This is a genomic window from Chryseobacterium soli, from assembly GCF_000737705.1.
Classification (GTDB): domain Bacteria; phylum Bacteroidota; class Bacteroidia; order Flavobacteriales; family Weeksellaceae; genus Chryseobacterium; species Chryseobacterium soli.
This window is the reverse complement of record NZ_JPRH01000011.1, coordinates 17,413-41,826: the sequence shown is the minus strand read 5'-3', so window position 1 is coordinate 41,826 and position 24,414 is coordinate 17,413. Positions and strand designations below refer to the sequence as shown.

General features: G+C 38.4%; 14 protein-coding genes. 2 read left to right on the top strand and 12 right to left on the bottom strand.

Features of this window, described 5'->3' with window-relative positions; all coding sequences use genetic code 11:
- Window positions 1-110: 110 nt before the first annotated feature.
- Window positions 111-1,163, top strand: a complete 1,053-nt coding sequence (locus IW15_RS19605; RefSeq protein WP_228384402.1) for a serine hydrolase domain-containing protein — start codon at window positions 111-113, stop codon at window positions 1,161-1,163.
- Window positions 1,164-1,408: 245 nt separating this feature from the next.
- Here the strand turns inward: IW15_RS19605 and IW15_RS19600 are convergent, their stop codons facing one another.
- From IW15_RS19600 to IW15_RS19550, 10 genes are all read right to left on the bottom strand, one after another.
- Window positions 1,409-2,320: a carbohydrate kinase family protein gene (locus tag IW15_RS19600; protein WP_034714853.1), complete on the bottom strand. Its 912-nt coding sequence runs from the start codon at window positions 2,318-2,320 to the stop codon at window positions 1,409-1,411.
- Window positions 2,320-3,861 (bottom strand): glycoside hydrolase family 32 protein, encoded by a 1,542-nt coding sequence (locus IW15_RS19595; protein WP_034714851.1) that lies wholly within the window; start codon window positions 3,859-3,861, stop codon window positions 2,320-2,322. The genes IW15_RS19600 and IW15_RS19595 overlap by 1 nt, the downstream gene beginning before the upstream one ends.
- A gap of 11 nt (window positions 3,862-3,872) precedes the next feature.
- Window positions 3,873-5,267, bottom strand: a complete 1,395-nt coding sequence (locus IW15_RS19590; RefSeq protein WP_051882238.1) for a DUF4960 domain-containing protein — start codon at window positions 5,265-5,267, stop codon at window positions 3,873-3,875.
- A 12-nt stretch (window positions 5,268-5,279) separates the two neighbouring features.
- A complete protein-coding gene (locus IW15_RS19585) occupies window positions 5,280-6,977 on the bottom strand; it encodes a RagB/SusD family nutrient uptake outer membrane protein (protein ID WP_034714849.1) in 1,698 nt (565 codons plus the stop codon).
- Between the two features lie 17 nt (window positions 6,978-6,994).
- The gene (locus IW15_RS19580; protein WP_084681501.1) at window positions 6,995-10,096 is read right to left on the bottom strand and encodes a SusC/RagA family TonB-linked outer membrane protein; all 3,102 of its coding nucleotides are present in this window, start codon (window positions 10,094-10,096) and stop codon (window positions 6,995-6,997) included.
- Between the two features lie 10 nt (window positions 10,097-10,106).
- Complete coding sequence (locus IW15_RS19575) at window positions 10,107-11,669, bottom strand: glycoside hydrolase family 32 protein (RefSeq protein WP_034714845.1); 1,563 nt, start codon at window positions 11,667-11,669, stop codon at window positions 10,107-10,109.
- 94 nt (window positions 11,670-11,763) lie between these two features.
- Window positions 11,764-13,074 carry a sugar porter family MFS transporter gene (locus IW15_RS19570; RefSeq protein ID WP_034714843.1) on the bottom strand — a complete coding sequence of 437 codons (1,311 nt, stop codon included), beginning with the start codon at window positions 13,072-13,074 and terminating at the stop codon, window positions 11,764-11,766.
- A 548-nt stretch (window positions 13,075-13,622) separates the two neighbouring features.
- A complete protein-coding gene (locus IW15_RS19560; RefSeq protein ID WP_034714839.1) occupies window positions 13,623-16,382 on the bottom strand; it encodes a substrate-binding domain-containing protein in 2,760 nt (919 codons plus the stop codon).
- A gap of 210 nt (window positions 16,383-16,592) precedes the next feature.
- Window positions 16,593-17,006, bottom strand: a complete 414-nt coding sequence (locus IW15_RS19555; protein WP_034714837.1) for an ester cyclase — start codon at window positions 17,004-17,006, stop codon at window positions 16,593-16,595.
- Between the two features lie 118 nt (window positions 17,007-17,124).
- Window positions 17,125-17,706, bottom strand: coding sequence for a Crp/Fnr family transcriptional regulator (locus tag IW15_RS19550; protein ID WP_034714835.1), 582 nt, complete (start codon window positions 17,704-17,706; stop codon window positions 17,125-17,127).
- Between the two features lie 509 nt (window positions 17,707-18,215).
- On the opposite strand from IW15_RS19550, the gene IW15_RS19545 reads away from it, so the two are divergent.
- Window positions 18,216-19,514, top strand: a complete 1,299-nt coding sequence (locus tag IW15_RS19545) for an alpha/beta hydrolase family protein (RefSeq protein ID WP_034714833.1) — start codon at window positions 18,216-18,218, stop codon at window positions 19,512-19,514.
- A gap of 300 nt (window positions 19,515-19,814) precedes the next feature.
- On the opposite strand, the gene IW15_RS19540 is transcribed toward IW15_RS19545, so the two are convergent.
- The gene (locus IW15_RS19540; protein ID WP_034714831.1) at window positions 19,815-23,390 is read right to left on the bottom strand and encodes a hypothetical protein; all 3,576 of its coding nucleotides are present in this window, start codon (window positions 23,388-23,390) and stop codon (window positions 19,815-19,817) included.
- Window positions 23,390-24,409, bottom strand: a complete 1,020-nt coding sequence (locus IW15_RS19535; RefSeq protein WP_034714828.1) for a hypothetical protein — start codon at window positions 24,407-24,409, stop codon at window positions 23,390-23,392. The genes IW15_RS19540 and IW15_RS19535 overlap by 1 nt, the downstream gene beginning before the upstream one ends.
- Between the last annotated feature and the right edge of the window lie 5 nt (window positions 24,410-24,414).

Here is a 24,414-nt window from a genome sequence, read left to right as displayed (position 1 = left end):
GGACTTATTTTGTTGATTAAAATGAGTCCGACTTTTTTATACGGACTTTTTTCAGGATTCTCCACAGCATATTTGCATCAGATTATCAATATCAAATTAAAATTCTGACCATGAAATATGTAATCCCTATTTTATTTTTGGCCTTACTTGGGTGTAAAAGTGTTCATCCCATCCATACACAAAATGTTGAAAATGCCATCACTAAAAATGCGCTTCAGTTATTGGAGGACAAAAGATTTCATTCGGTTTCCATTGCCGTCCTTAAAGATAGAACATCCACCATCAAACATTTTGGAGAATTAACGATTGGAAAAAGAAACAAACCCAACGATTCTACCCTTTATGAACTTGCTTCTGTCACGAAAACCTTTACCGGTTACATCGCTGCTAAAACCGTACTTGATCAAAAAATACATTTAGAGGATGATATCAGAATTTATCTTGACGAACCTTATCCCAATTTAGAATATAAAGGTGAACCTATAACAATCAAACACCTGATCACCCATACCAGTGGATTTCCGAATTTCCCTATAAAAAGTGAAAATAAAAAGGCTTTTTTGGAAGGATTAAAGCTCATCAACATTGAGACAAAACCCGGAGAAGTCTATTCCTATTCAAACACGGCTCCGGAACTGACCGCGTATATCCTTGAAAAAGTGTATCAAAAATCTTTTGAGGAATTGGTCATTGAATTTGTCTTGAAACCCAATAGTATGAATCAAACCAAGTTTACACTCAATGAAAATGACAGAACAAGACTGGTAAAAGGTTATAACGATAAAAACGAGCTAATGCCCAACTTCAACAGAACGTTATGGGGCGGCATTTCAGGATTGCACTCTACGACTACGGATTTGGTGAAATATATGAAATTGCAACTTGACCCATCCAATCCTATTGTCAACGAGTCTCATAAAAAATTATATAAAGAAGGTTCTGATTTTTGGGAAGGTTATCATTGGTACATCATAGAAAATGGTAATCAATTACTATACAGACATCACGGAGGGATCTACGGAATGCAAAATTGGTTTGTGATTTATCCTAAACAAAATATAGGAATATCCATATTGACCAACACCAGCTTTAATGAAACAGGAGAAATTTTAGAAAAAGTAGTGGATAACTTGTTTGATGACATTATAAAAACTAAGAAATAAACAGCACATAATAGCAGCTTGTAAAATTTCATCATCTTCTTTTTCCCTTTCACATAAAGAATCTGGTGACATCTACTAGCGGATTACTTCTCTATGTTACGTTTATCTATTAATAATTGGGCTTAAACGAACGAAATCATCAATAAAAGAGTTTGAAGATCAATGCTGTAATAGAATCTAAATAAAAGAAAACTCCATTGTGTATGGAGTTTTCTTTTATTATCGAAATATTTAAAATTATCAAATCAGTAAGCATTCTGTTTTAAAAATTTCACGATTTCAGAACTTTCTATTTTAAGATTTGCACCTGAGTAACTCGCTACCAAAGCACCGACAGCACTTGCAAAATTAAGGGCTTCATCCGGATTTTGATCTGAAAGCAGTTTCGCAATCAGGCTTGCCAAGAAAGAATCTCCTGCCCCTACCGTATCTGCCACTTTCACAGGATAGCCTTCGTGTCTGTATAATTGATTATTCCATAGCAGGATAGACCCGTGTTTTCCTAAAGTTACACAGATTGCCTTAGTATTTGTTTTTTCTGATATAAACTTGATGTTTGACTCCAGATTATCGGACTCAAATCCCATTCCGGCAGCAATTTCCAGTATTTCCTCATCATTAAATTTGATAAAGTCTGCCCTGTTCATAAGCTTCTCCAGAAGCTGAATAGTGTAAAATGGCTTTCTTAAATTCACATCGAAAACTTTAAACATTGTATCATTGGAATCTAATAGAGAGAAAAGCGTCTTTTGAGAAACCTCATTTCTGCAGGCAAGACTTCCATAGAAAAAAACATCAGCCTCTTTTACGATATCCATTATTTTCTCATCAACACTAATAAAATCCCACGCAGAAGGAAATCTGATCTCGTACGTTGCAGAGCCGCGTTCACTTAAGGAGACCTGAACAATTCCTGTCTCGTATTCCGGAGAAACAATGATTCCGGCAGTTTCAAGAGCATTTTCTTTGGTGTAATCCAGGATTACTTTTCCGTCTTCATCATTTCCTACGGCACTGATCATTGCCACGGGAAAGCCATACGAAGCCGTTCTGAGAGCCAAGTTGAGAGGCGCTCCGCCAATTTTTTTCTCTTCTCCAAAAACATCGAAAAGTACTTCTCCAAAACTTATTACCTTAATTTTATTATTGATATACATTAATTGGGATTTTTGATATTGATATTACTGAACGAACTCTCTGCAGAACTAAAAATACTCCATTTTTTATTAACAATACTATAAATTCTGTTGGTGAAAGCGATCTTATCATTGATATAGATCACACAAACATCATTGCTTATGGAAGCCGTTACAGTATAGGATGTCCCTGAAACAGAACTTAATGAATAAGAATTCATAAGATCCTCCGAACCGGAATTCATGACATACGCTGCGATTCTGTTATTTCCAGGTTCAAGTGCAATCTTAACTCCGCTTCCGGCGTCGGTATCCTGTGCCAGAATCATTCCTGATTTTCCGGCAGATGCATTCAGTGTAAAGGTAATCTGATTGGCTTTCTGAAGCTTCGAAAAAGTAACCTGAGAATTGGCGGATAAAGTAAAGCTACTTCCATTTTGAGAGGCATTTCCAGTGATTTTATCAACGGTCAGTACAGCATTCTGACCAAATACAGAGGGTAATCCTGAAACCGGTTTCACAGCCAATGTTCCGTCTGAATTCTGAACCAGTCTGTGCGCAACAATATTTCCTGCCCAGTCTTTTCCACCAGTATTATTTTCAGGAGTTTTTCTTGCCGTCCATCCTACCAGATAACGGTTTATATTATCCGAAACAGTTTTGGCAGCATAGAAATAAGAGCCGTCAAGACGGTCATTCTGAGGTGTTGTCCAGGGCCCATTTGGTGAAGTCGAAATGCGGTAATGCGTTCCGGTATTGCTGCTCCAGTTTTCAGAAAAAACAAGATACCAATAATTGCCCATCTTGAAAAGATCGGGACATTCCAGCATAATATAATTTTCGGAAGAGCTGGTCGTATAAACCGGATTTTCTACAGTCCAGTTTCCGGTTGCCGGATTGGTGGTAGTAAATTTCAGTACGACTGCTTTTTTGTCAGAAGTCTGAGCAGAGACCAGCATCCAGTATTTTCCGTCTTCGGAATTAAAAAAAACGTGCGGGTCGCGGAATTCATAATCATAATATCCTGCCGGAGCAGTGATTTTAAAATTCCTGATCTTCGTCCAGTTTTTCATATCCGTACTTGTTGCCAGCAGAACACTCTCCCGTGGATTACCTGAAAGGAACGAAGCTACTTCATTATGCCCCGTATAATAGTAATAATAAGTATTCCCCACCTTTACAAGGCTTCCTGTTCCCACTCCAAAATCAGCTTCTGATGAAGTTCCGTAAGGAATCTGTCTTCCCTGATACGTAAAATCCGTAAAATTGCTGGTCTCAAAGCTATGAATATCGTGAAATCCTTCTCCTGCGGGTTTTGTTTTTGCATCGTGAAGAAAGAAAAGATGGAACTTCCCGTTTTCATAATAAGGCATTACATCGCCTGCATAGCCTTCTGTATAATAGGGATTGTTCTCTCCCATCCACTGGTTGGGCGGCTGCGGAAAGATATTGGTTTTGCTGTAAATATCTTCCGGATTCACCCCCATATCAGAATCGTGATTCTGACAGGAGAATGTTGCCAGCGCAAGTACAGTTGCTGCATATATTTTTTTAATTGACATGGGTTCTGATATTAATGGGTTACAAGATAATTGAGACTGTTCTCCGTCATCTTTTTGATGTTATCCTGAAACGAATTGGGCTGGCTAGCATTCCCGTTTACGGTTTCATTGTACCAGTCGTAAGCACCCGTACAGATAACCATACATTTTTTGTTGGCCGTCCCGCCAGGAAATTCTGCAATGGCTACACGTCCATCCAAAGTATTGTCCCAGGCTTCACTGGCAATGTTATTACCCCCTGTCTGGTTTCTCCACCCCGCACCATTTACGTAACCACCCCAATCCGGAAGGAACCACCAGGATGTATGATTCAGACGGAATGTACCTTTCTCAAGCAGATTGGCTTTCCCGGATTCGTACGTCTGAAGACCATCGAAAACAGGATGATTCTCATATCCTTTGAAAGAGATTCCCCAATCACTTCCTGTATCTATAAATCCGTTGGGAAGAAAATCTCCGAAAACATTATTCGGTCCTTTTCCTGCAGGAACTATTCCCAATGCGTCAACATATTGCGCCGCAAAGCTTGTAAGCAAAATATTTCCTCCGCCATTCAGATATGTCTTGATTTTAGAAATCATATTCTGGCTCATCGCATCTGCCGGTAAAGTGGTCGCAGAATCGAAATGCCACCAGATCACATCAATATTATTGAGGTTTGCCGCGCCGCTTACAACATCAGTAACCGAAACATACACTGCCCCTGAAAATTTCCCGAAAAGCCAGTCAGAAGCTGCAATCTCATCGGGATTTGTCAATCCTGTTCTTGTAGCAGCCGTTCCAAGGAATGCAACGGAAGGTCCGGAAACAGGCGTTGTTACCTTAGCCGTATACACTTCTGTAAGACTGCCATTAGAAACAGTAAACGAAACCGGGCTGGTAAAGTTAAGAGTTGTTCCCGATGGAGGATTGATGCTGACGCCATTTCCGGTTTCTATTACGGGCTGCAATGCGGTAAGATTGGTTCCTTCCGGCATTGTAAGAGAAATGGTTTTGCCCGAATTATTGATGGTAGCCGATAATCCGTTGATCTTAAAGCTGAGAATTGGATCCTGAGCTTTTACAGTTACCTGATAATCTTTGTAGATATTTCCATTTTTCACTTTGAATTTAACCGGCTGTGAAAAATCAATCATTGCTCCTGATGCCGGCGAAACTACGGCACCCTGAGGAATTTCAATAACCGGAGCTAAGGTCTTAACACTTGTTCCATAAGGAAGCGTAACTGTGATTTTATCATTTTTATGATCAATTTCCCCAGAAACACCGTTCACCCTGAAAGAAGAAATATTGACGGAAACATTCGTAACAAGGCCATCTTCCATCTGACTGTCGCAAGACCAGATAAAGGCCACAGACATCAGCAGAATGATGATAATATGAGTTTTTTTGAATATCGTTTTCATTCGTATCTTTTTTTAGTATCCGTTGTTTTGTTTGTACAGTCCCTGGCTGAAATTGATCTGTGCCAAAGGAATCGGACAGTATTCTTCAATTCCGTGGTCAAATCCCGCCTGCGAGTAGTAAGACCTTTTAGTTTTCTCAACAGAATAATAACTGTTCATCGTTCCTGCGGTAACGCCCCATCTCACGAGGTCAAAGAAACGGCTTCCTTCCATGGCAAACTCCATTCTTCTCTCCCATCGCAACGCTTTTCTTGCAAAATCCTGGTTCCAGGTACAGTTCACGCCCGGCTCATATTTGCTGATCAGATTGTTGGAGGTATAACTTCCTGTCAAAACCGTACTGTTCGCTGCTCGCTGTCTTACCTGATTAATTAATGGCAATGCTTCGTTGATTTGTCCGAGTTCAATTAAGGCTTCGGCTTTCATCAGCAAAACATCGGAATATCTTATGATGATTCTGTTTTTGGAATTACCGTAGAAAGGATCTACATTTACGGTACAGCCACATCCTACAGGTACATTTTCCTTTAATGAAGAATAATACCCATAAGTTCCCGGACTTCTGCTCCAGCTTTCCTGAAAAATTTTGTTTTCTTCATATTTCCAGGGCAGGCCGGGCAATGCAACAGTATGATACAATCTGGGATCTACTTTGTAACTGTTCAGTTGGTTGTAATTCAGATCCACATCGTTAAAAGTATCGAACATCGGTAATCCCTGCGCTGTCGTTTTGAATGCGTTCACCAGATTCTGGCTTGGCTTATGAAAATCACAGCATCCCAGACCTTGCGGCAGAGAAAGCATATCACCGTAATTGAGTCTTCCGAAAAGCGTTCCGTCATTGGCAGAATATTGAATGGAAAAAACTGCCTCCGGGCCGTTCTCATGTGCTCCCGGCAGGAAATTATATCCAAAATCCGGCTCCAACGTGTAATTTCCGATCACCTGATTGGCAGCGTCAATAGATTTCTGAAGCGTAACCGGATTTACCTGCGTTACCGTATAGTTGTCATCCTGCTCATACGCCTGATACAGCCTTACTTTAGCAAGATAGGCATAAGCAGCGCTTTTCTTTGGTCTTCCGACTTCCGACTGTGTTGCAGGCAGATTAGCGGCTGCGAATTCAAAATTAGAAGCAATAGCCTCCCATAACTGCTGGTCTGTCTTTGCCCTGTTAGAAATTTTCGGATAATCATCAATGGATGTATTTTCATCCACATAAGGCACGTATTTAAATAATGTTTTCAGTAAAAAGTAGTAATGTCCTCTTACGAAACTCATTTCAGCGATCCGCTTTTGCTTGTTCGGATATTCGGAATCTGAAAGCTGCTTAAGTGCGGCAATCGCTTTGTTACATCTGGAAATCCCTACATAATTGAGATACCATAATCTGTCTAATTCACCAAAATCCGAACGGATATTGTTTGAAATCTCAAAAAAGTGAAAGGTCTGAATATCATTGGTTCCGCTTCCTCCTTTGTACGCATCATCAGAACGCACGTTTCCGTAAGGCCAGAGACTGAAAGGAGTATCATAATGGTCGTTTCCGAGAGATGCGTAGGCTGCAACCACAAAACCATCCACATTCTGAGGGGTTACCACATCAGCTTCCGACAGGACACCTCTCGGCTCATTGTCCAGAAAATCATTGCAGGAAGTAGTTCCCAGCAAAAAAGCAAAAGCTATTGTTAAAAGTATATTCTTTTTCATTTTTTATTATTTAAAAATTATAGGGAAAAATTAACTCCAAAATTAAACGTCAGCGGTAGCGGGTAGCCGAATGCCGGCGTTTCAGGATCTATTCCTGTAAAGCTTTTCGATTTTATCGTCCAAAGATTCTGAACACTTGCATACATCCTGAAATTAGCAATGTTATAATGCTCCGTTAAAGATTTCGGAAAGGTATAGCCCAACTGTAAAACCCTCAGTTTCAAATAACTTCCGCTTTCTACATAATACGATGAGAATCTGGATTCTGCATTGCTGTCCACTGTCGTAAGCGCAGGAATATCCGAATTGGGATTCTGCGGAGACCACGCATTCAGAAGTCTTGTTCCTTTATTGGAACCTACATCATCCACGCTCCAGAAATCAGTCTGGTATTTTTTTGAATTGATGACATCTACATCACTGATCCCCTGCCAGAATGTTGAAAGATCAAAGTTTTTATAGGAAAAGTTGAGGTTGACACCATACATAAATCCCGGATTAGGATTGCCAATCCACGTTCTGTCTTTATCGTCAATTATTCCATCACCGTTTAAATCTGCATAGCGGATTCTTCCCAAGCCTTTACCTGACTGGCTTGCAGAATTATCCACCTCTGCCTGAGTCCTGAAAAGTCCGTCGGCAACATACCCGTACATTGAGTTCACCGGGCGTCCCAGGATATTATCTGTTGTTCCGTTTCCACCGTAATTGTTGATAACGGATTGAGGAAGTGCAGTAATTTTGTTGCGGTTCATCGAGATGTTCCCTGAAACTTCGTAGCGGAAACCACCTGCAGTTTCATTCTGATAGGACAATGCAACTTCAATCCCTTTATTCTCCATAGATGCACCATTGATCCATCGATTTCCTCCTTCTCCGATCACCCCCAGATAAGGCGGTAATACCAGGATGTCTTTTGTTGCTTTTTTATAAACATCAACACTACCCGTCAGTTTTTGATTAAAGAATCCGAAATCCAGACCAAGATTGGTTTGTGTGGTGGTTTCCCATCTCAGGTCGTCATTTTTTGTCTGAGTTGCAATAAATCCTGATGGCAGTAAGCCGCTTCCGACACCGGAAATATCGTAAGCCGTACCGTAAGATGTTGCCCACGTTGGGTTTCCTCCTGCATAGTTTGCTATATACAGCGAATAAACCGCCGAATTGCTGATTTCCTGGTTCCCGGTCTGTCCCCAACCTGCTCTTAATCGCAAATCTGAGAAGAATGGAATCAGATGTTCTGCAAAATGTTCTTTATTGATTCTCCATCCTGCCGAAAATGCTGGAAAGGTTCCGAAACGGTTATTCTTACCGAATCTTGAAGAACCGTCATAACGCATTGTTGCAGAGAAAAGATAACGGTTGTCATAGTCGTAAGAGAATTTTCCGAAGTAGGACAACAGGCTGTAATAGGTGGAACTTCCGCCGTTGAAAGCATCTCCTGTTCCCGCATCGGGATACATATAATCCGGTGTCTCTATCAGGAATCCTTCTTTTCTCAGCCAGGTATTTTTAAACGTATCCTTGTACATTTCCATTCCGCCCAACACATCAAAATGGTGTTTTCCTGCTTTTGCGGTGTATTGTGCGGTATTGGACCAGGTCCATTTCTCGGTGTCCGACTGGTCGATGTTCACTGCATTGGTTTTGTTTTGCAGATAACCCGAAACATAACTTCTTTGCAGCATTCTTTTGTAATAATTGGAAAGATCTATTCCGAAGCTGGATTTTAAGGTCAGATTTTTCACAGGCTGTAATTCTGCATAAACATTTCCAAAGAATCTTTGGTATTCGTAGCCGTTGTCTTTATTGTATTCCAAAAGCCGGACAGGGTTTTGCCTGTCATTCATTCCGCCAACTGGTCCGCCCCACCCGATTCCGTCTACAGTATGAACCGGAATGATGGGCAAAGCGCGTAAAGCAGGGTCTAGAACACCCGGATCCATCAGTTCGTTGGTTTTGTTGAAGGTGAAATTTTCCCCGATTTTCAGTTTTCCGTCGAAAAAGTTATACGAAGTATTGACCCGGGCAGAAAGTCTTTTGAAATTGGTAAGTTTTACAATTCCATCATTGTCGTAATATCCCAGAGAGAAGTAGTAAGAACCCTTTTCTGAAGCACTCGAAGCAGAAACATCCAGCGAATTGGCAACCCCGGTCTGCGAAACCTCATCGTACCAGTTGGTATTGGCTGACTTAATCGTTTTTCCCGCATCCAGATATTCCGGAACATAGCTGTTGTATAAAGTTGGAATGCCATTCTGCACCCCCCAGTCAAAACTGTAGCTCAGATTGTTACTATTCGGGTTCAGCCCGTCATTGATATTGGCCTGCCAAAGCACCTGTCCGAATTGTTTTGCATTCAGAACTTCTGTTTTCTTTGCATATTGTGAATATGCCGTATAATAATTGAGGTCGATTCTCATCTTCCCTTTTTTTCCTTTTTTGGTCGTAATAATGATCACACCATTGGCAGCCCTGGAACCGTAGATACTTGCTGAAGAAGCATCTTTCAGTACCTGCATCGTTTCGATGTCACTTGGGTTAAGCTCGTGCATTCCGGCTTTTGTAGGAACACCGTCTATTACATACAGTGGATCTGTATTGTTCAGCGTTCCAACCCCGCGAATCAGCACTTTTGTATTACTGCCGGAAGGAGATCCGTCGGCTGTAATATTAACTCCCGCTACCCTTCCCTGCAAAGATTTGATCGGATTGGGTTCGGCCTGCTTGTTCAGATCTTTCATATCTACCACAGAAACCGCACCGGTAATGTCTGCTTTTTTCTGCTTGGTATACCCGGTTACGATCACTTCATCTATGCTTTTTATTTTCTCTGCAGCTAAAACGATGTTAAGAACCGTCTTTTCATCCACCACCACTTCACGGGTGGAATAATCCGGATACGTGAAAACTAAAGTGTTTCCTTTTTGCAGGTCATTGATCTGAAATGCACCGCTGCTGTCTGTGGTGGTATTGGCTCCGGTTTCCGAAACGGTTACGATAACTCCGCTTAACGGTTTCTGATTTGAGGAAACTACTTTACCTTTAATGATTTCCTGCGCAAATACATACGAAAAAGGCAGAAGGCAAAAGGCGATGGCTATTTTGTATTTCTTCATACTATAGTTTTTATTTGATATTAATCTGATGAGCATTAATGTTCATAGTACTTCCTTTGGTATCTGTGGATAAGCTCAACTCCGAAAAGCTTTCATTAGGGAAGAAGATTTCGGTCATTACCTTTTCGCCGTCATTGAAGAAAATTTCGATGGAAGTTTTATCCAATACAATTTTGAATGTTGCGTTTTGGTAATTTTTTGCTAGTGGTGCTTTAGAAATCCTGTCTGCAAAATTGTTCTTAAAATCGGTTTTCCCGGATTGGGTACGATCAATAAAAAGTTCTTTCTTGTTATTATCAATTCCGAAAATCACACGTTCTCCCAATGAATTTTTCAAAGCAAAAGTGTAAATGCCTTTGGTCATTTTTTTGAGATCAACATCTAAAACTGCTTTGGAAAGATCTATTTCTTCTTTGCTGATGAGCTTTTTATTCGAAACAAGGTTAATTTCTTTTGTAACTGCCTTTCCTTCGTAATTTTTAAGTTGGGAAACAGGAATATTTTTCAGTATGTAACCTTCTTTGGTCCTTTTCAAAGTCACTTCACGAGGAATAGTAGAACTTCCTCTCCATTTTTCCGTAGGCACATCCGGTGAATAGTCCCAGTTTGACATCCAGCCTATTATTACTCTTTTGTTATCCGGAACGTTATCAAAAGAGACACTCGCATAATTATCGCGCCCCCAATCCAGCCAGACCACTTTTTCTTTTTCGAGCTGTTTTGTAAAAAGATCATCCATTTTAAAGGTTTTTCCGTCAAAATCACCAACAAAATACTGGGCAGCAGAACCTCCGTTCGGACCACCCGGATTGATGTTAACGATAAGCACCCATTTTTCTTCGTTGGTTCCTTCTACCTTTATCGGGAAGAGATCCGGACATTCCCAAACCCCACCGTGTCCGCCGAAATCTTTACCAAATTCTGAAAGGAAGGTCCAGTCTTTCAGGTTTTTTGAGGCATAAAAATGCTGCCTGTCCTGTACCGCCAATCCCATTACCCACTGTTTTCTTTTGGCATCCCAAAACACTTTCGGATCCCTAAAATCTTTTATTCCTGGATTTTTCAATACCGGATTGCTACTGTATTTGGTCCAGGTTTTTCCATTATCCAAAGAATAAGCGATTGCCTGAGACTGTGCGTCAATTTCTCCGGCTTTCTCTTTCTTCATATCGTGGTAGGTAAAAATTGCTACCAACGGAATATTTTTCCCATCGCCAAAACCTGATGTATTATCCTTATCCACAACTGCACTTCCTGAGAATATTGCTCCCTTCTCATCATAGGCAATAGCAGGATCCAGTTGTTCCCATTTTATAAGATCTTTACTGATGGCATGCCCCCAATGCATCTTACCAAAATCCGGCACGCTCTGAAACGGCGTATACTGGAAAAATAAATGATAAGTTCCGTTGAGATAAAACAGACCGTTCGGATCATTCATCCAGCCTTTTTGAGGCGTAAAGTGATAGTTGGGCCTGTAAAGCTGCTCTTCAGACGTTTTCGAATCCGACTGTGCGTTGAGCCCGGAATAAAACGTGGAAGCAATGATTAAAGTTGATATGATTTTCTTCATTATGATTATTTAATAGGAAATTTTTGAATTATTTAAAAACACATTATTCAATTTATTACGTTGTTCTCCGCCATGATTATATTGATTTGTACCTCTATTTCGTCAGTGTTTTGCTTAATTTTTCCAATGATATACCCTTTGTTTCCGGCATCATAAACATCACGAATAATAATTGGAATACCATTGCAACGGTAAAGACCAAAAAGACGGTCCCGGCTCCGATGGTGGAAAATAATGTAGGAATCAGTGATGGAATGATCGCTGCCAGAAGCCAGTGTGTAGAACTTCCAAAAGCCTGCCCCGATGCCCGCAGATGATTCGGAAAAATCTCCGAAATAAATACCCAAATCACGGTTCCCTGACCAATTGCGTGAGAAGCAATGAAGAGGAACAGGAAAATTGGAATCGCCAATCCCGACCAGTGGAAGTAAAACGCCATAGAAACCAGTCCTAAAGAAATGATATACCCTACGGAACCCAAATACATCAGTGTTCTTCTCCCCACTTTATCAATCAGATTGACTCCAACCAAAGTGAAAACCATATTCACAACACCAATCCCAATACTGCTGAGCAGTGCTGTTTTCTCGCCCAGACCTGCCTCACCAAAAATCCTTGGTGCGTAATACAAAAATGCGTTAATCCCCGACATCTGATTGAAGAAGGCTACGAGAAAAGCCAACATCAAAGGAAAACGGTATTTTCTCATAAAGATATTTTCCTTTGGCGATTCGGCGTGGTCATCTTCCATCTGAGTGATCAAGGTGTCAGAATCCTGATCCGGACTCAGGATTTTCATTACTTTTTTCGCTTCTTCTATTCTGGAATGGGAAACCAGCCATCTCGGACTTTCCGGAATGGTAAGCACACATAATGTATAAATAGCTGCGGGAATTGCCTGTACACCAAGCATCCATCTCCAGTCGTTGTCGCCAATACCGCTTAATAAATAATTTGATAAAAATGCAATCAGAATCCCCAGAACAATATTGAATTGATACAGGGAAACCATTCTGCCACGGTCTTTTGCAGGCGCAATCTCTGAAATATAGGCCGGTGCAGCAATCGTAGAAGCACCAACTCCTAAGCCTCCCATAAACCTGAAAAATGCAAACAGATAAGGATCATTGGAAAGTGCCGTTCCTATGGCAGAAAACGCATATAAGACACCAATGATCAAGAGTGTTTTTTTTCGTCCTAATGTATTGGTCGGGATTCCGCCGAAAATAGCCCCTATTACGGTACCCCATAATGCCATCCCCATCACGACCGCTCCGTGAAACGCATCTGAGCTGTTCCAGAGTGTCTGCAATTTTTTGTCTGCGCCTGAAATCACAACTACATCAAATCCGAAAAGAAATCCTGCCAAAGCTGCCGTGATAGACCACATAAGAATTTTATTCATCTGTTAAAATATTTATTTGTTTGTGGCTAATATATCCCGGGGCAGCAATCCGAAGGTTTAATTATGTAACTAAATATTTCAGCAAGGTTAATTATTTGTTAAATAAATTTAATTAACTGAAAATCAATAATTTATTGAAAATTAATTTTATTACTATTTTATCAGGTTACAAACATGTAACATGGTTTTATAAAAATGTTACGTGCATTTTGGAGTATTCAAAATTCAGGAACAAGTAGTGTTATGAAAATGTTAACCGAAAAACGGGTCAAGGTGTATGGTATTTGGCTCAGAAACTTTTAGGAATTTCATATAGGGTTAATACGTACTATGTACAAGTACGATCATCAATCATGCGGAAGCTCTTTACTCGTCCGAATGAAGGTGCATTGTTGAAAAAGTGCAATAAAAAAGCAGCAGCTTGATGTGCTGCTGCTGAATATGATACATAGCAGATGTGAAAATTAATCTTACCTATAGAATATGCTTCATATTTTTTTATTACATTATTACATTCAAATAGGTGATCATTTGATTGTATGTTTTTATTACTCTTTCCCTGCAGATTTTCTAAACACATTCGGGGATATGCCAAACTTATTTTTAAAAACAGTGGAGAAATAATTCGGGGAAGAAAACCCGGTTTTGTATGCAATCTCTGAAATCGTCAGCTCAGGATTTTGCAGCATTGATTTGGCCTGTTCCAGACGGAAATTGTTGATATAATCGCTCACGTTTACATCAAACATTGCTTTTATCTTTCTATAAAGCTGAATTCTGGAAATATTGAGCAGGTCTGCAAGATTTTCTACTGAAAAATCGGGATTGTCGATATTGGTTTTGATCAATTGATTCAGATTGTTCACAAAGGTTTGTTCTATGCTTCCAAACGACTTGCTGTCAGCAATTCTGCCGATATTGTTTGTATAGTAATAACGCAGTTTTTCGCGGTTGTAAAGCAGAGCACGCAGCGACTGTATCAGAATCGGGTAACTGAAAGGTTTTGTGAGATAGAGGTCAACGCCGGATTTCAGTCCCTGGAGATACGATTCTTTATTGTCCAAGGCAGTCAGAAGAATAACCGGAATATGTGATGTCCGAAGGTCGTTTTTTAGGATTTCACAGATTTCAAAACCATTTTTGTCCGGAAGATTGACGTCACAGACGATAATATCCGGAATTTCACTCAAAGCCTTATCGATTGCATCCGTACCGTCAGAAACCATCACCTCAAACTCATTTTTAAGCTTTTTGCTTAAAAAGAAGGACAAATCTGAATTATCTTCGACCAAAAGCAGCGAATAACGTTCCCTATCAGATTCATGCATTTGGGTAATAGTCTCATCTTCAAATCCAGTAAAAACAGCATCGTTTACAAAGCTTTCTGCATCTGCGAGACTGGGTTCTTTTACCATCTGGTCTTCGTTAAAGTGCTTATTTCCCTTGTAAAGACTGAGGATAAATTCCGTTCCCTGAAAAGAGCTCACTTCTATCTTCCCAAGATGAAGCTGAATGAACTGCTTGCTAAGATGAAGCCCGATTCCTGAACTGTTTTTTCGGTTGTTGGAACCTTTGAAATATGCTTCGAAGACATTGATAATCTCTTTTTCAGGGATTCCAATTCCATTATCTTTGAATCTGATGACCGCCTGATTGCCATTTTCCTGAATCGTAATTTCAATTTTTCCGTTATCCGGTGTAAATTTGAAAGCATTGGACAAAAGGTTGAAATAGACTTTATCCATAAGGTTTCGGTCGATATAAAGCTCAAGATTTTTATTCTGTGAATGAATTTCGAATTTGACATTTCTTTTCTTAGCTTCATTTTCAAAATCACGAAAAACGGCATAAGTAAAATCGTAAATATTCGTCCTGGAAACTCTTAGGTTAAAAGTCTGATTTTCTATTTTTCTAAAATCCAGCAAGTTATCCACCAGTCGTAATAATCGGTTGGAGTTTTTATTAATCAGCTCCAGTTCATAGGATGGTTTTGTACCTTTAGTTTTACCTGAATCCATCAAAGATTCCAATGAACTGAGAATAAGCGTAATGGGTGTTTTAAATTCGTGGGACAATCCCGTAAAAAAATTAACCCTAGCTTCATTGCTGTCTTTCAACTCATTAGCAATGGTTTCAATCTGATTTCTTTGGATTGTAATTCTCTCGTTGGTAAGTGTAAGCTGCTTATTTTTTATCTTAATCGCATAAATAAGGTAAATCGAATAGGCAACCAGACAAAACATCAATACCAACAATATGATAGACCATCGGAACAATTCTTTTTGTGAAGAGTAAAGCTCGATCTGCTTTTTAACCGCCTGTACCTGATTTTCTATAACACCCTGCTGTTCGATGATTTTATCAAACTGATTGCGCATAATTTCCGCATTCATCCGGTCAATGATCGTTGTGCTGAGCTTAATTCGTTTCGGCACAGCAACGCCGTTATGAATCTTAATCGCAGTCTCTATGGCTTCTGCTCCACCAGTCGGATACAATAAAGTGGCGCTCAGTTTTCCGTCCAGAACCATTTGTATTCCGCCGTCTTTTGTATTCAGTCCATCAACGCCAATAAATTTGATTTGTTTTTCCAAACCTATATTCCGTGCAACTTGCCACGCGTTGGTGGCAAGCTCGTCATTAAAAGCAAAAACGTACAGACTTTGATTTCCCAAGGAATCCAGCGTTCTCCTGAAAGCGTCTGCCGGAAGACCTTTAAATGTTTTTATCAGATCTGTGTTGGGATTGTTTTTGATAATTTCCTGAAAGCCCAGACTTCTTTCTATGGTTGGGGAAGATTGGTCATCACCTTTTATTTCGATTATTTTTTTATAATTTTTGGAATCTGAAAGAATATAATTGGCCGCTTCTTTACCAATCTCCAAGTTATCGGCACCTATGTAGGTCGTATATTTTTCTGAATTGATCTTCCTGTCGAGCAAAATAACCGGAATATGTTTGGCTGCCGCTTTTTCCACCACAGGAACCAAGGATTCGGGATCAATGGGTGAGATGATAATCACATCCACCTTACGATCGATCATTTTTTGTATATCTTTAACCTGTTTTTTAACAGAACTTTCTGCTTTCTGTATATTGAGATCTACTTCGGAATGAAGCGATGCCTGTATCTCCATAGAATGATTCATTGCCAGTCTCCATGGATGATTTCCCAGACCTTGTGAAAATCCGATACTAATTTTGTCAGAAGTTTTCTGAGATTCTTTACAAGAAAAAAAAACTAGGAAAAAAAGAAGAAATAACATTCTATAAGCCTTAGGAAAACCGAAAACTTTCAAAAATTTCATTGTTAACATATTAACACAATATTAATAAAGATGTTGCAGACAAGCAATTTTTAATGGTAATATTTTGCATTAAATCTGCTCTATTGATTATGTGCATATATTGTTAATAATTTACAGTTTATACCTGCTGGAACAATAAAAGCTGAAGTGGGTAACTTCAGCTCCTGTAATAAAAATTGTATTTAGTTATTACTCATTCTTTACCTATAATTATATTGCCGGTACAGCTCCGATTTGAGTCAGTAAACCAAGCAAATCAGGTTGTCCTACTTCTTCTATGATCTGGTTTTCATACAAACGGTAAAAATTCATTGCACTAACTGCGATCGGTTTTCCGGTTGCGGGTACGCCAAAAAAAGTTCCTTTATGAGTTCCTTTCATGGTAAACCTAACTGCTACTTTATCATTCTCAGCGATCATTTCTTCAATACTCCACTGAATATCCGGAAAGCCGCTACGCATCATTCCGATAATCGTCAGATAACCTTTAGGCCCCTGCAATGGGTCAGCCTGAAAAGGCACGTGGAACTTCGCTGCCGGGCTTATTAACTGTTGTGCCAGATCTTCGTCAGCAGTATTGATGAACTGTAAAAATTGATTAAAGAATTGTTTTGTTGCTTCCATTTCTATTTTTTTAGTTGATAATATCGATTGGTTTTACCATGCAAAGATGGTTCACAATTGTCTTTCCAGCCAATAAACAAGCTTAAGAAATAGTCTTAATATAGTTTAAGAATATCTATTATTTTAATGTCCTGTTTTTTCTGATCTTGCTGAGAAATTCAGGTGTGATGCCTAGATAGGAAGCTATCTGGGTGTTGGGTAATCTCGAAGCTAGCTCGGTATATTGTTCTAGGAAATCCAAATACCGCTGCTCTGCATTTGAACTGAAATTTTGTAACAAACGGCTTTGAAGCTCAATGAATTTTTCCTCCACGATCACCCGAAAGTTTCTGTCAAACTTTGGTGAATTCATAAAAAGATAGAGCAGGTCCTGCTTCTCAATTTGCAGAATGGTAGAAGGTTCAATTGCTTCTATGAAAAGTTTGCTTGGTTTTTCCGAATAGAAACTTCCCAAGTCAGCAACCCAATCATTTTCTGCTGCGAACATCAGATTATGTTCCGTCCCTTTTTCATCGATACCGTACATTTTAAAGCAGCCTTTTTCAACAAATGTATAATGTTTACAAACGAAGCCTTCCTGCAAGATCATTTGTCTTCGTTTTATGTTTCTAGGTTTTATTCTTTCGGCAAGCAAAACTATCTCCTCAGAGTTTAGAGGAAGGTACTTTTTAAAATATTCGATTAATGATTGTATCGTCAACTTTTGATATTGATTATGATGAGTATTTAAATAAATTACTGCTTTACAAATATGATAAAATTGAATTATAAAAGTTACATCAAATTATTAGAACTTTCATACAAATAATATATAGGAGAAGTAAATATCAGCAGATAAAATGCCCCAATAGATAAAGCGTTCTTTTAACTGTTTGGTGATAACAGTGTAAAAGTGTTGAGCATAAGCTCGTCCTGTTCATAAAAAGCCAAATGGTGTTATTTTTATATACTATACTATTATATTTACAAGCACTAAAAAAAGATCAGCTTCAAAAGTTGGGATAGTCTGAGGAGAAATAAAGTTTTCAATTAAAATTCTGGAAATAATGATCTAGAAATAAATGAGAGTTAGGGTTGTATAAAAAACTTGGTGATCAATATTTTTTTAAGGACAATGTAACTAATTAATCATCATCTTTGTCTTTCATATAATAGACTTTATCTAAGTGACACAATCAGTAACCTATACCAATATAAAACTATATAAATATGAAACCCTTATATATAATTCTTTTGCTTTTAATAGCACACATTGCGCACAGTCAAATACCACAAGGTCATTATGAAGGCGCTTTAACACGGAATGGATCTGTTCAGTTAATTTCATTTGATTTTAATAATGATAAAACAACTTACGACATCCCGGAAATTGGGTATATGGATGTGGCTACAGAAAAAATATCGCAGAATAAGGATACTTTGAATGTGAAAATATTCTATGGCGATTTCCATTGTTTTTCAGATCCTAAAACAGGAGATCTAACTGGGGTAAGCAAGAATATCAATCCTGAAATGAGGATCCATTTGAAAAAGACAGAGGCCAAAGACAAAAACTTTACCGAAGAAGAAATCAAATTTTCAAATGCAAACATCTCGCTTGCAGGCGTTTTGTACAAGCCCAAAAAATCTGATAGGCCTGTTCCATGTGTGATTTTGGTACATCGCTCCGGATGGGAAGACAGGGATACACCGTGGTATCATTCCCTGGCTTATATTCTGGCAAGCAAAGGAATAGGCGTTTTACTTTATGATAAACGGGGCACCGGTAAATCAGCAGGTAATTTTTCATTGGCTGATTTCAATGACTTTGCAGAAGATGCTGCTTCCGCCTTTAATTATCTGAAGGCCCGAAATGATCTGAATTATACAAAAATAGGCTTCATGGGCGCAAGCCAGGGCGGATGGGTCGTACCATTGGCGGCTAATAAAGTCTCTGATTGCGGCTTTGCCGTTTTGATTGTAGGTCCCGCAGTTTCTCTCTACGAACAGGATATTAACCGGGTTCAGTATACCCTGACCGAGCAAGGATACTCAAAGGAATCCATTAATTCTGCCCTTCATTATTCCGGACTTTTTTTTAAATATATTCAGAGTAATACTGCAAAAGACTGGGAAGCCCTTAATAAATATGCCTCTGAAATAAAAGGCGAGAAATGGATAGATCAGCTAGATATCCCGCAATCGCAAACCGGAGACGATGTCTTATGGTGGAGAAAAAACAAGTATGATCCTAAAGAAGCTTTAAGTACAATAAAATGCCCTGTATTAAGTATTTTGGGGGAGAAAGATGTATTGGTGCCACCTGCAGAGAACAAAAACAAAATGGATGCTTACCTCACAAAGGCAGGCGTGAAACACAAAATCATTACCATAAAAGATTGCGGGCACGACATGATCACACAAGGTAAAACGAATGGTGCAGAAGAAAACTGGCCCCATACCTATTGGCAATGGCAGAAACAGCCAGAGGAATTTGTCAATTCAATTTTTGAATTTATAAAAAAATAAAACCAATAAAAATACAGCAGGAAAACAGTTGTATCGGATCAGAAATTCCGGATCATTTTGGTGCATCAGAATAAAATAGTATATCATCTTTAAGCAAAATAATATTATAAGTAATTGTTTGATATAAGAAATTTGTTATTTTCTATTAATCTGACTTAAAGCGGAACAAATCATCTATAAAAGTGTTTGAAGAAATGCTTGTCTTGGTCGCACAAAGCAAAATGGCGCCACTTTAAATAAGTGGCGCCATTTTTATTAAATGATTTTTTAATGCATTAATATTCAGTAAAATATTTTTTACTATATAATCTTACCCGGTTGCTCTCTTTCTACAATCACTCTTAGAGAATTAGTCACATATAATCTAAGAATACAGCCCGGCTCAATATAGTATATGGCATTGCCATATACTTTAACTTCCATGACATTATTTTTCAGGTCAAAATTATAGATAACGATCTGTTGTTTTGGATAGATTTCCCTGAAATTAACCACCATTTTAACCTGCTCCCCAATAATATGAATGAGTCTGTTTCTATCGTTTACTTCAAGCTCACCAGAAGAATCGATCTCATATTCATGTGGATCCAATCTAATTGCATAATCAGATTTGTCATTGATAATCTCATCTCTGAGAGTCGCTAACTGTCCATCTGGAATGAACATTGTGTCAGCTTCTTCGTCTTTTGATTTAAAGTTCCCTATTGCTTTAACGCAACCTTCTACCCTCACTTTGTTATCAGAGTCGGCATCTCCGCCAATTCCCACATTCTTTATCTCACGATGATAATTGATTCCTTCTAATCCGTAAATACTGCTTCCATATTTATAATATCCATCAATCTTACCAGCTATCATTGCTTTTTGCTGATTATCGATCATTCCGGATTCTCCACCGAAATGATTATCATATATTCCTAAACCATATCCTGTATTATAACTAAATTCTTGGTTCAATATGATACCATTAGTCAAATTATTCCAAGCGTTAATATGAGATTGGCTGAAATCTTTTGAAGTCCATATTTTTCTTTCGGCCATCCACTCACCACTGTCTGATCTTGTCTGACTTAAATAAAAATCCTGTTCAGTATTATTATTGTCAGCGGGTCCCATTATTTTCCAGGCTTTGTAGGAATCAGTCCATCCTTTAAAAATTAAAGAAGAACTCCAGCCTAACTGAGACGTGGTATGAAATAATGGTAATGCTTTATGATTAAGTGCTGATATTCCTGAGTTTGGTAAATTAGCTGAACCATTTCCACCTAATCCGTTGCCCTGCACCCTGGAATCAATAATACCAGTACCCATTCTCAATTTATCAAATGAACTTCCATCATTTCGGTAATACCTCGTCCAATCTCCATTAATATCATTATAGTTTAGAACGTCTGATATCGTATGATTATAAGTAAGGTTCCATAGATTTATATTTCCCTGAGATAAGTTTGCTTTATCCCATACTTCTATCCAACCTGATTCTTTGCCATCCTCCATTTTTCTGTATTGAAGAGAATTACCTCCTGTCATCTGAACAGCAATCTCACCATTATAACCGGCTGAATTTTGGTGGAGCATTTTAAGCCTGTAATACCATTGAGAATCGGGGGCACCATTACCTGCCGTATTTATATACCCCAACATATTACCATAAGTGGCATCCATTAATGATGTGGCACCATTAGAATTAAAAGAACGCCCAAAATAACCTGGATTTGATCCTAAACCTAATGAGGAATTTAACCATGTATCTTTCGCATTTGAACCATCTCTTAAAGCAAAGCTAGTCATCATATTATTAATCCAATTTCTTGTAGCTACTACATCAGAAGGTAAAATAATGATATTAGTATTATACGAGTCAAAATTAGATTCTATAGCATGAGACCACCCTACATTCCAATCTAAATTATAGTTCCCATACTTAGCTTCCACCTTAGCGACTTCAAATGAAAAATATCCATTCCAGAATGTATCTGGTTCTCCTAATAGAATACTAACATATCCATCAGATCCAATTCCAACCCTTGCCATAGTTGTAGGAAAGTTATCTGTTATTTCCCATATAGCTTTTGAACCATTAGAAATCATAGCACCCGATACATATTTATAAAAAGCTACATTAATTTTTCCTAAGTATTGACTTTCATATCCATAAATATTAATATCAATACTAAACATAGCTTGATCTGGGGAGGCTTGTGGCATTTTAATAGCTAAAATACCTGTATGTCCTCCATAATCATAGTAGCCTTGATAAACTTTATTAAATATTCTTACACTATTTTGGTGTTTGCTTATAGCTCCTCCTCCCTCAAATTCTAGATCCTTTGCCCCAAGATTAACATCTTGTGTTGCACCATAATACGGAATATAATTATTTAAAGTTGATTGCTTAACAAAAGTTGACGGATCTAAATTATGAGAATCCCAAACCACTCCATTTACTCCATTTTTATAGTGTATTATATCATAGCTATTAGATTCTATTATAACATTAATAGTAGGATTTCCTATATATAATGTAGATGCACTAGTATAATTTAAAACCTGGCTATTTCCTGTAGTAAATGAAGTAGAATAAATACCTTGTTTAGAATAAATTTGACCTGATCGTCCCAGAAAATGGGTAGGATGATCTGTATCTCCAAAATGAAAACCTACCCCTTCATTCAAGCTATTAGCTTTTCCTTGATAATAAGAAAGTCCATACGCATCTGCGTTGGCAAATGACCAGATTCTATTTCTTTCATCTGCTTTGTAGAATCTGTTTTGAAAACCTTCATCTGTTTGCACGAAACCTTTTGCATGAAGACCGTTAACCGGGATATAATCCTTATCCATATAAGAATCTGATGCTAATAAGCCTCCGGACAACATTACTTGCGCGCCATTTCCATTGAGCCCAGCTATAGGTTTATCAGAATCTAATGCCCAATAACCGCCAACATCTTTCTTTTCCCAAAATAGATTTTCAGAAACAAGTTCTTCTTTAGTAAGTAAATGTTTTAGATTAATCTGTACTCTTTTTGTACCTACCGGATCTGGATTATCCGAAACTGAAGTAACTCGATTTTTACCTTGGTCTAGACCTCCATATCCTACAGTTACTTTTACATCAAACCCCTGCCAATAGGACAATTGAGTAAACCAAAAACAAAGCTTTCCGTTTAAGTTTAAAGCAGTAATTGAATTCCAATAATATAATGTAGAATAACCACTATGAGAAATAATAGTCCCATTATAGATATAACCTTGAATCTTACAATCTAGAGGTTGATCACCTCCGTACATATTACCTTTAATCTCTAAAAGAAATTGATCACCATAATCTACAGAATAGTCTACATCAGTTTCAATCAATGTCCCTTGTGGAAAATTTCTGCCAGAATGAAACCAAGAGTCTTCTTTTTTTCTTGAATCATAGTCACTACCTCCCCCTGTTAAGAAAAAGTTATCCGAAGAATTATTCTTTCTAAATCCCTCAGCCTTTACGGAGTCATAATGATTATTTGCTCCCACTCCAAAGTGAAAACCATCATTTCTTAAAGTAAGTGCAGATGAAATGTAACCCGTTTTCCAAAATGTTATTCCCGGTTCTGAACCATCTTCACTTCTTACCCATAGATTATTAGCATATTCATCAGGTGAACCTAAACTCATAAAAGACTTTTGACCATATACAAATTGATTTGTATGTAAAGTCATTACATCTAAATCGGAAATTATTTCCGCATGTGTTCTCGTTGATAATTTCTTTGTTGTTGGATTCCAAACGACTACAGAACCTGTGTCGTTTGGAACTCTTTTCACAATAATTTCGCCTTCTACGGCGATATGATTGTTAAAATATTCAGGAGCTATTAGTGATGCCATTAATCAAGTCTTACAGTTAAAGTAATTCTATATTCATTCGGAGTAAGAGGTGCCAAAACATCTATTTGTACATCATTTGCAGAGGTAGGCACGCAGCTTACATTTATTTTTCTATTATCAGCATTACGATAGCAGATAAAATCAACATTCAAGGTATTCCAGCCATGGGTGATTGGAAAAGTAACAGAAGAGCCATCTCCAATTTGCCATGTTTTAGATTTAATTTTTGCATCCAAAACAGCTTTTGTTGATTTTGGAGTCATTGCTTTAGTAGAATTGGTTCCCGTAATAGCTTCAACGTCTGTAGCTATTTGGATAAGTCCTTTCACTGTATCTGTAGCATCTACAATATCAGGAATTCCCTTTTCAATAATTTGATAATTGGCAGGAACATTGGAAGCATTATCGGTATTGGCAATAAGATGATCACCAACCGAAACGGGTTCATTACCCACCCAGCCGTTCGCTGTAATAACCCATACCATCCCTGTTTTAATGGTAGCAGATGTAACTGGGGCCGGAGCGGTCATTGAACCTTCAGCCGTAGACGGAATATAGCCTCCCGGCTGATAAATTAATGCTCCTGTAAGGCTTTGTCCTACTAAATTTTCAATATACGTTTTAATCTTATTCGATGACCATGTAAATGTACCTGACTGAGTGGTATCATTCAGGAAAATAGAGACAATATCTGCATTGGTAAGATTTCGGCCTGCTATTTTAATAACATGCCCAGAACTGTTAGTCAGAATCTGACTTAGCAAGAGAAGTCCACTTGTCTGATCTGTTTGAAATGGATTATTGGTCAGCGGATAATCCGGATGTACATAGTTTTGAGCCAAATTAACCCATTCAGTTCCGTTCCATTGATGCAACTGACTGTTATAATCAATTATCCAACCCGCAGGAACTCCATCCGTACTGGGAAGTGAAGTAAACTGTTGAAAGCGGGTACGTTTCAGCTCTCCAAAAAAATTATCCTGATGTGCGTTGTTACTTATTACTGCGTTATTATTCATAGTTT

Bases quoted from the DNA above. Each gene is read 5' to 3' on its own strand.
- IW15_RS19580 (WP_084681501.1), bottom strand. From the start codon at position 10,096: ATGAAGAAATACAAAATAGCCATCGCCTTTTGCCTTCTGCCTTTTTCG.
- IW15_RS19585 (WP_034714849.1), bottom strand. From the start codon at position 6,977: ATGAAAAAGAATATACTTTTAACAATAGCTTTTGCTTTTTTGCTGGGA.
- IW15_RS19545 (WP_034714833.1), top strand. From the start codon at position 18,216: ATGAAACCCTTATATATAATTCTTTTGCTTTTAATAGCACACATTGCG.
- IW15_RS19570 (WP_034714843.1), bottom strand. From the start codon at position 13,074: ATGAATAAAATTCTTATGTGGTCTATCACGGCAGCTTTGGCAGGATTT.
- IW15_RS19540 (WP_034714831.1), bottom strand. From the start codon at position 23,390: ATGGCATCACTAATAGCTCCTGAATATTTTAACAATCATATCGCCGTA.
- IW15_RS19575 (WP_034714845.1), bottom strand. From the start codon at position 11,669: ATGAAGAAAATCATATCAACTTTAATCATTGCTTCCACGTTTTATTCC.
- IW15_RS19595 (WP_034714851.1), bottom strand. From the start codon at position 3,861: ATGTCAATTAAAAAAATATATGCAGCAACTGTACTTGCGCTGGCAACA.
- IW15_RS19600 (WP_034714853.1), bottom strand. From the start codon at position 2,320: ATGTATATCAATAATAAAATTAAGGTAATAAGTTTTGGAGAAGTACTT.
- IW15_RS19590 (WP_051882238.1), bottom strand. From the start codon at position 5,267: ATGAAAACGATATTCAAAAAAACTCATATTATCATCATTCTGCTGATG.
- IW15_RS19555 (WP_034714837.1), bottom strand. From the start codon at position 17,006: ATGGAAGCAACAAAACAATTCTTTAATCAATTTTTACAGTTCATCAAT.
- IW15_RS19605 (WP_228384402.1), top strand. From the start codon at position 111: ATGAAATATGTAATCCCTATTTTATTTTTGGCCTTACTTGGGTGTAAA.
- IW15_RS19535 (WP_034714828.1), bottom strand. From the start codon at position 24,409: ATGAATAATAACGCAGTAATAAGTAACAACGCACATCAGGATAATTTT.
- IW15_RS19560 (WP_034714839.1), bottom strand. From the start codon at position 16,382: ATGAAATTTTTGAAAGTTTTCGGTTTTCCTAAGGCTTATAGAATGTTA.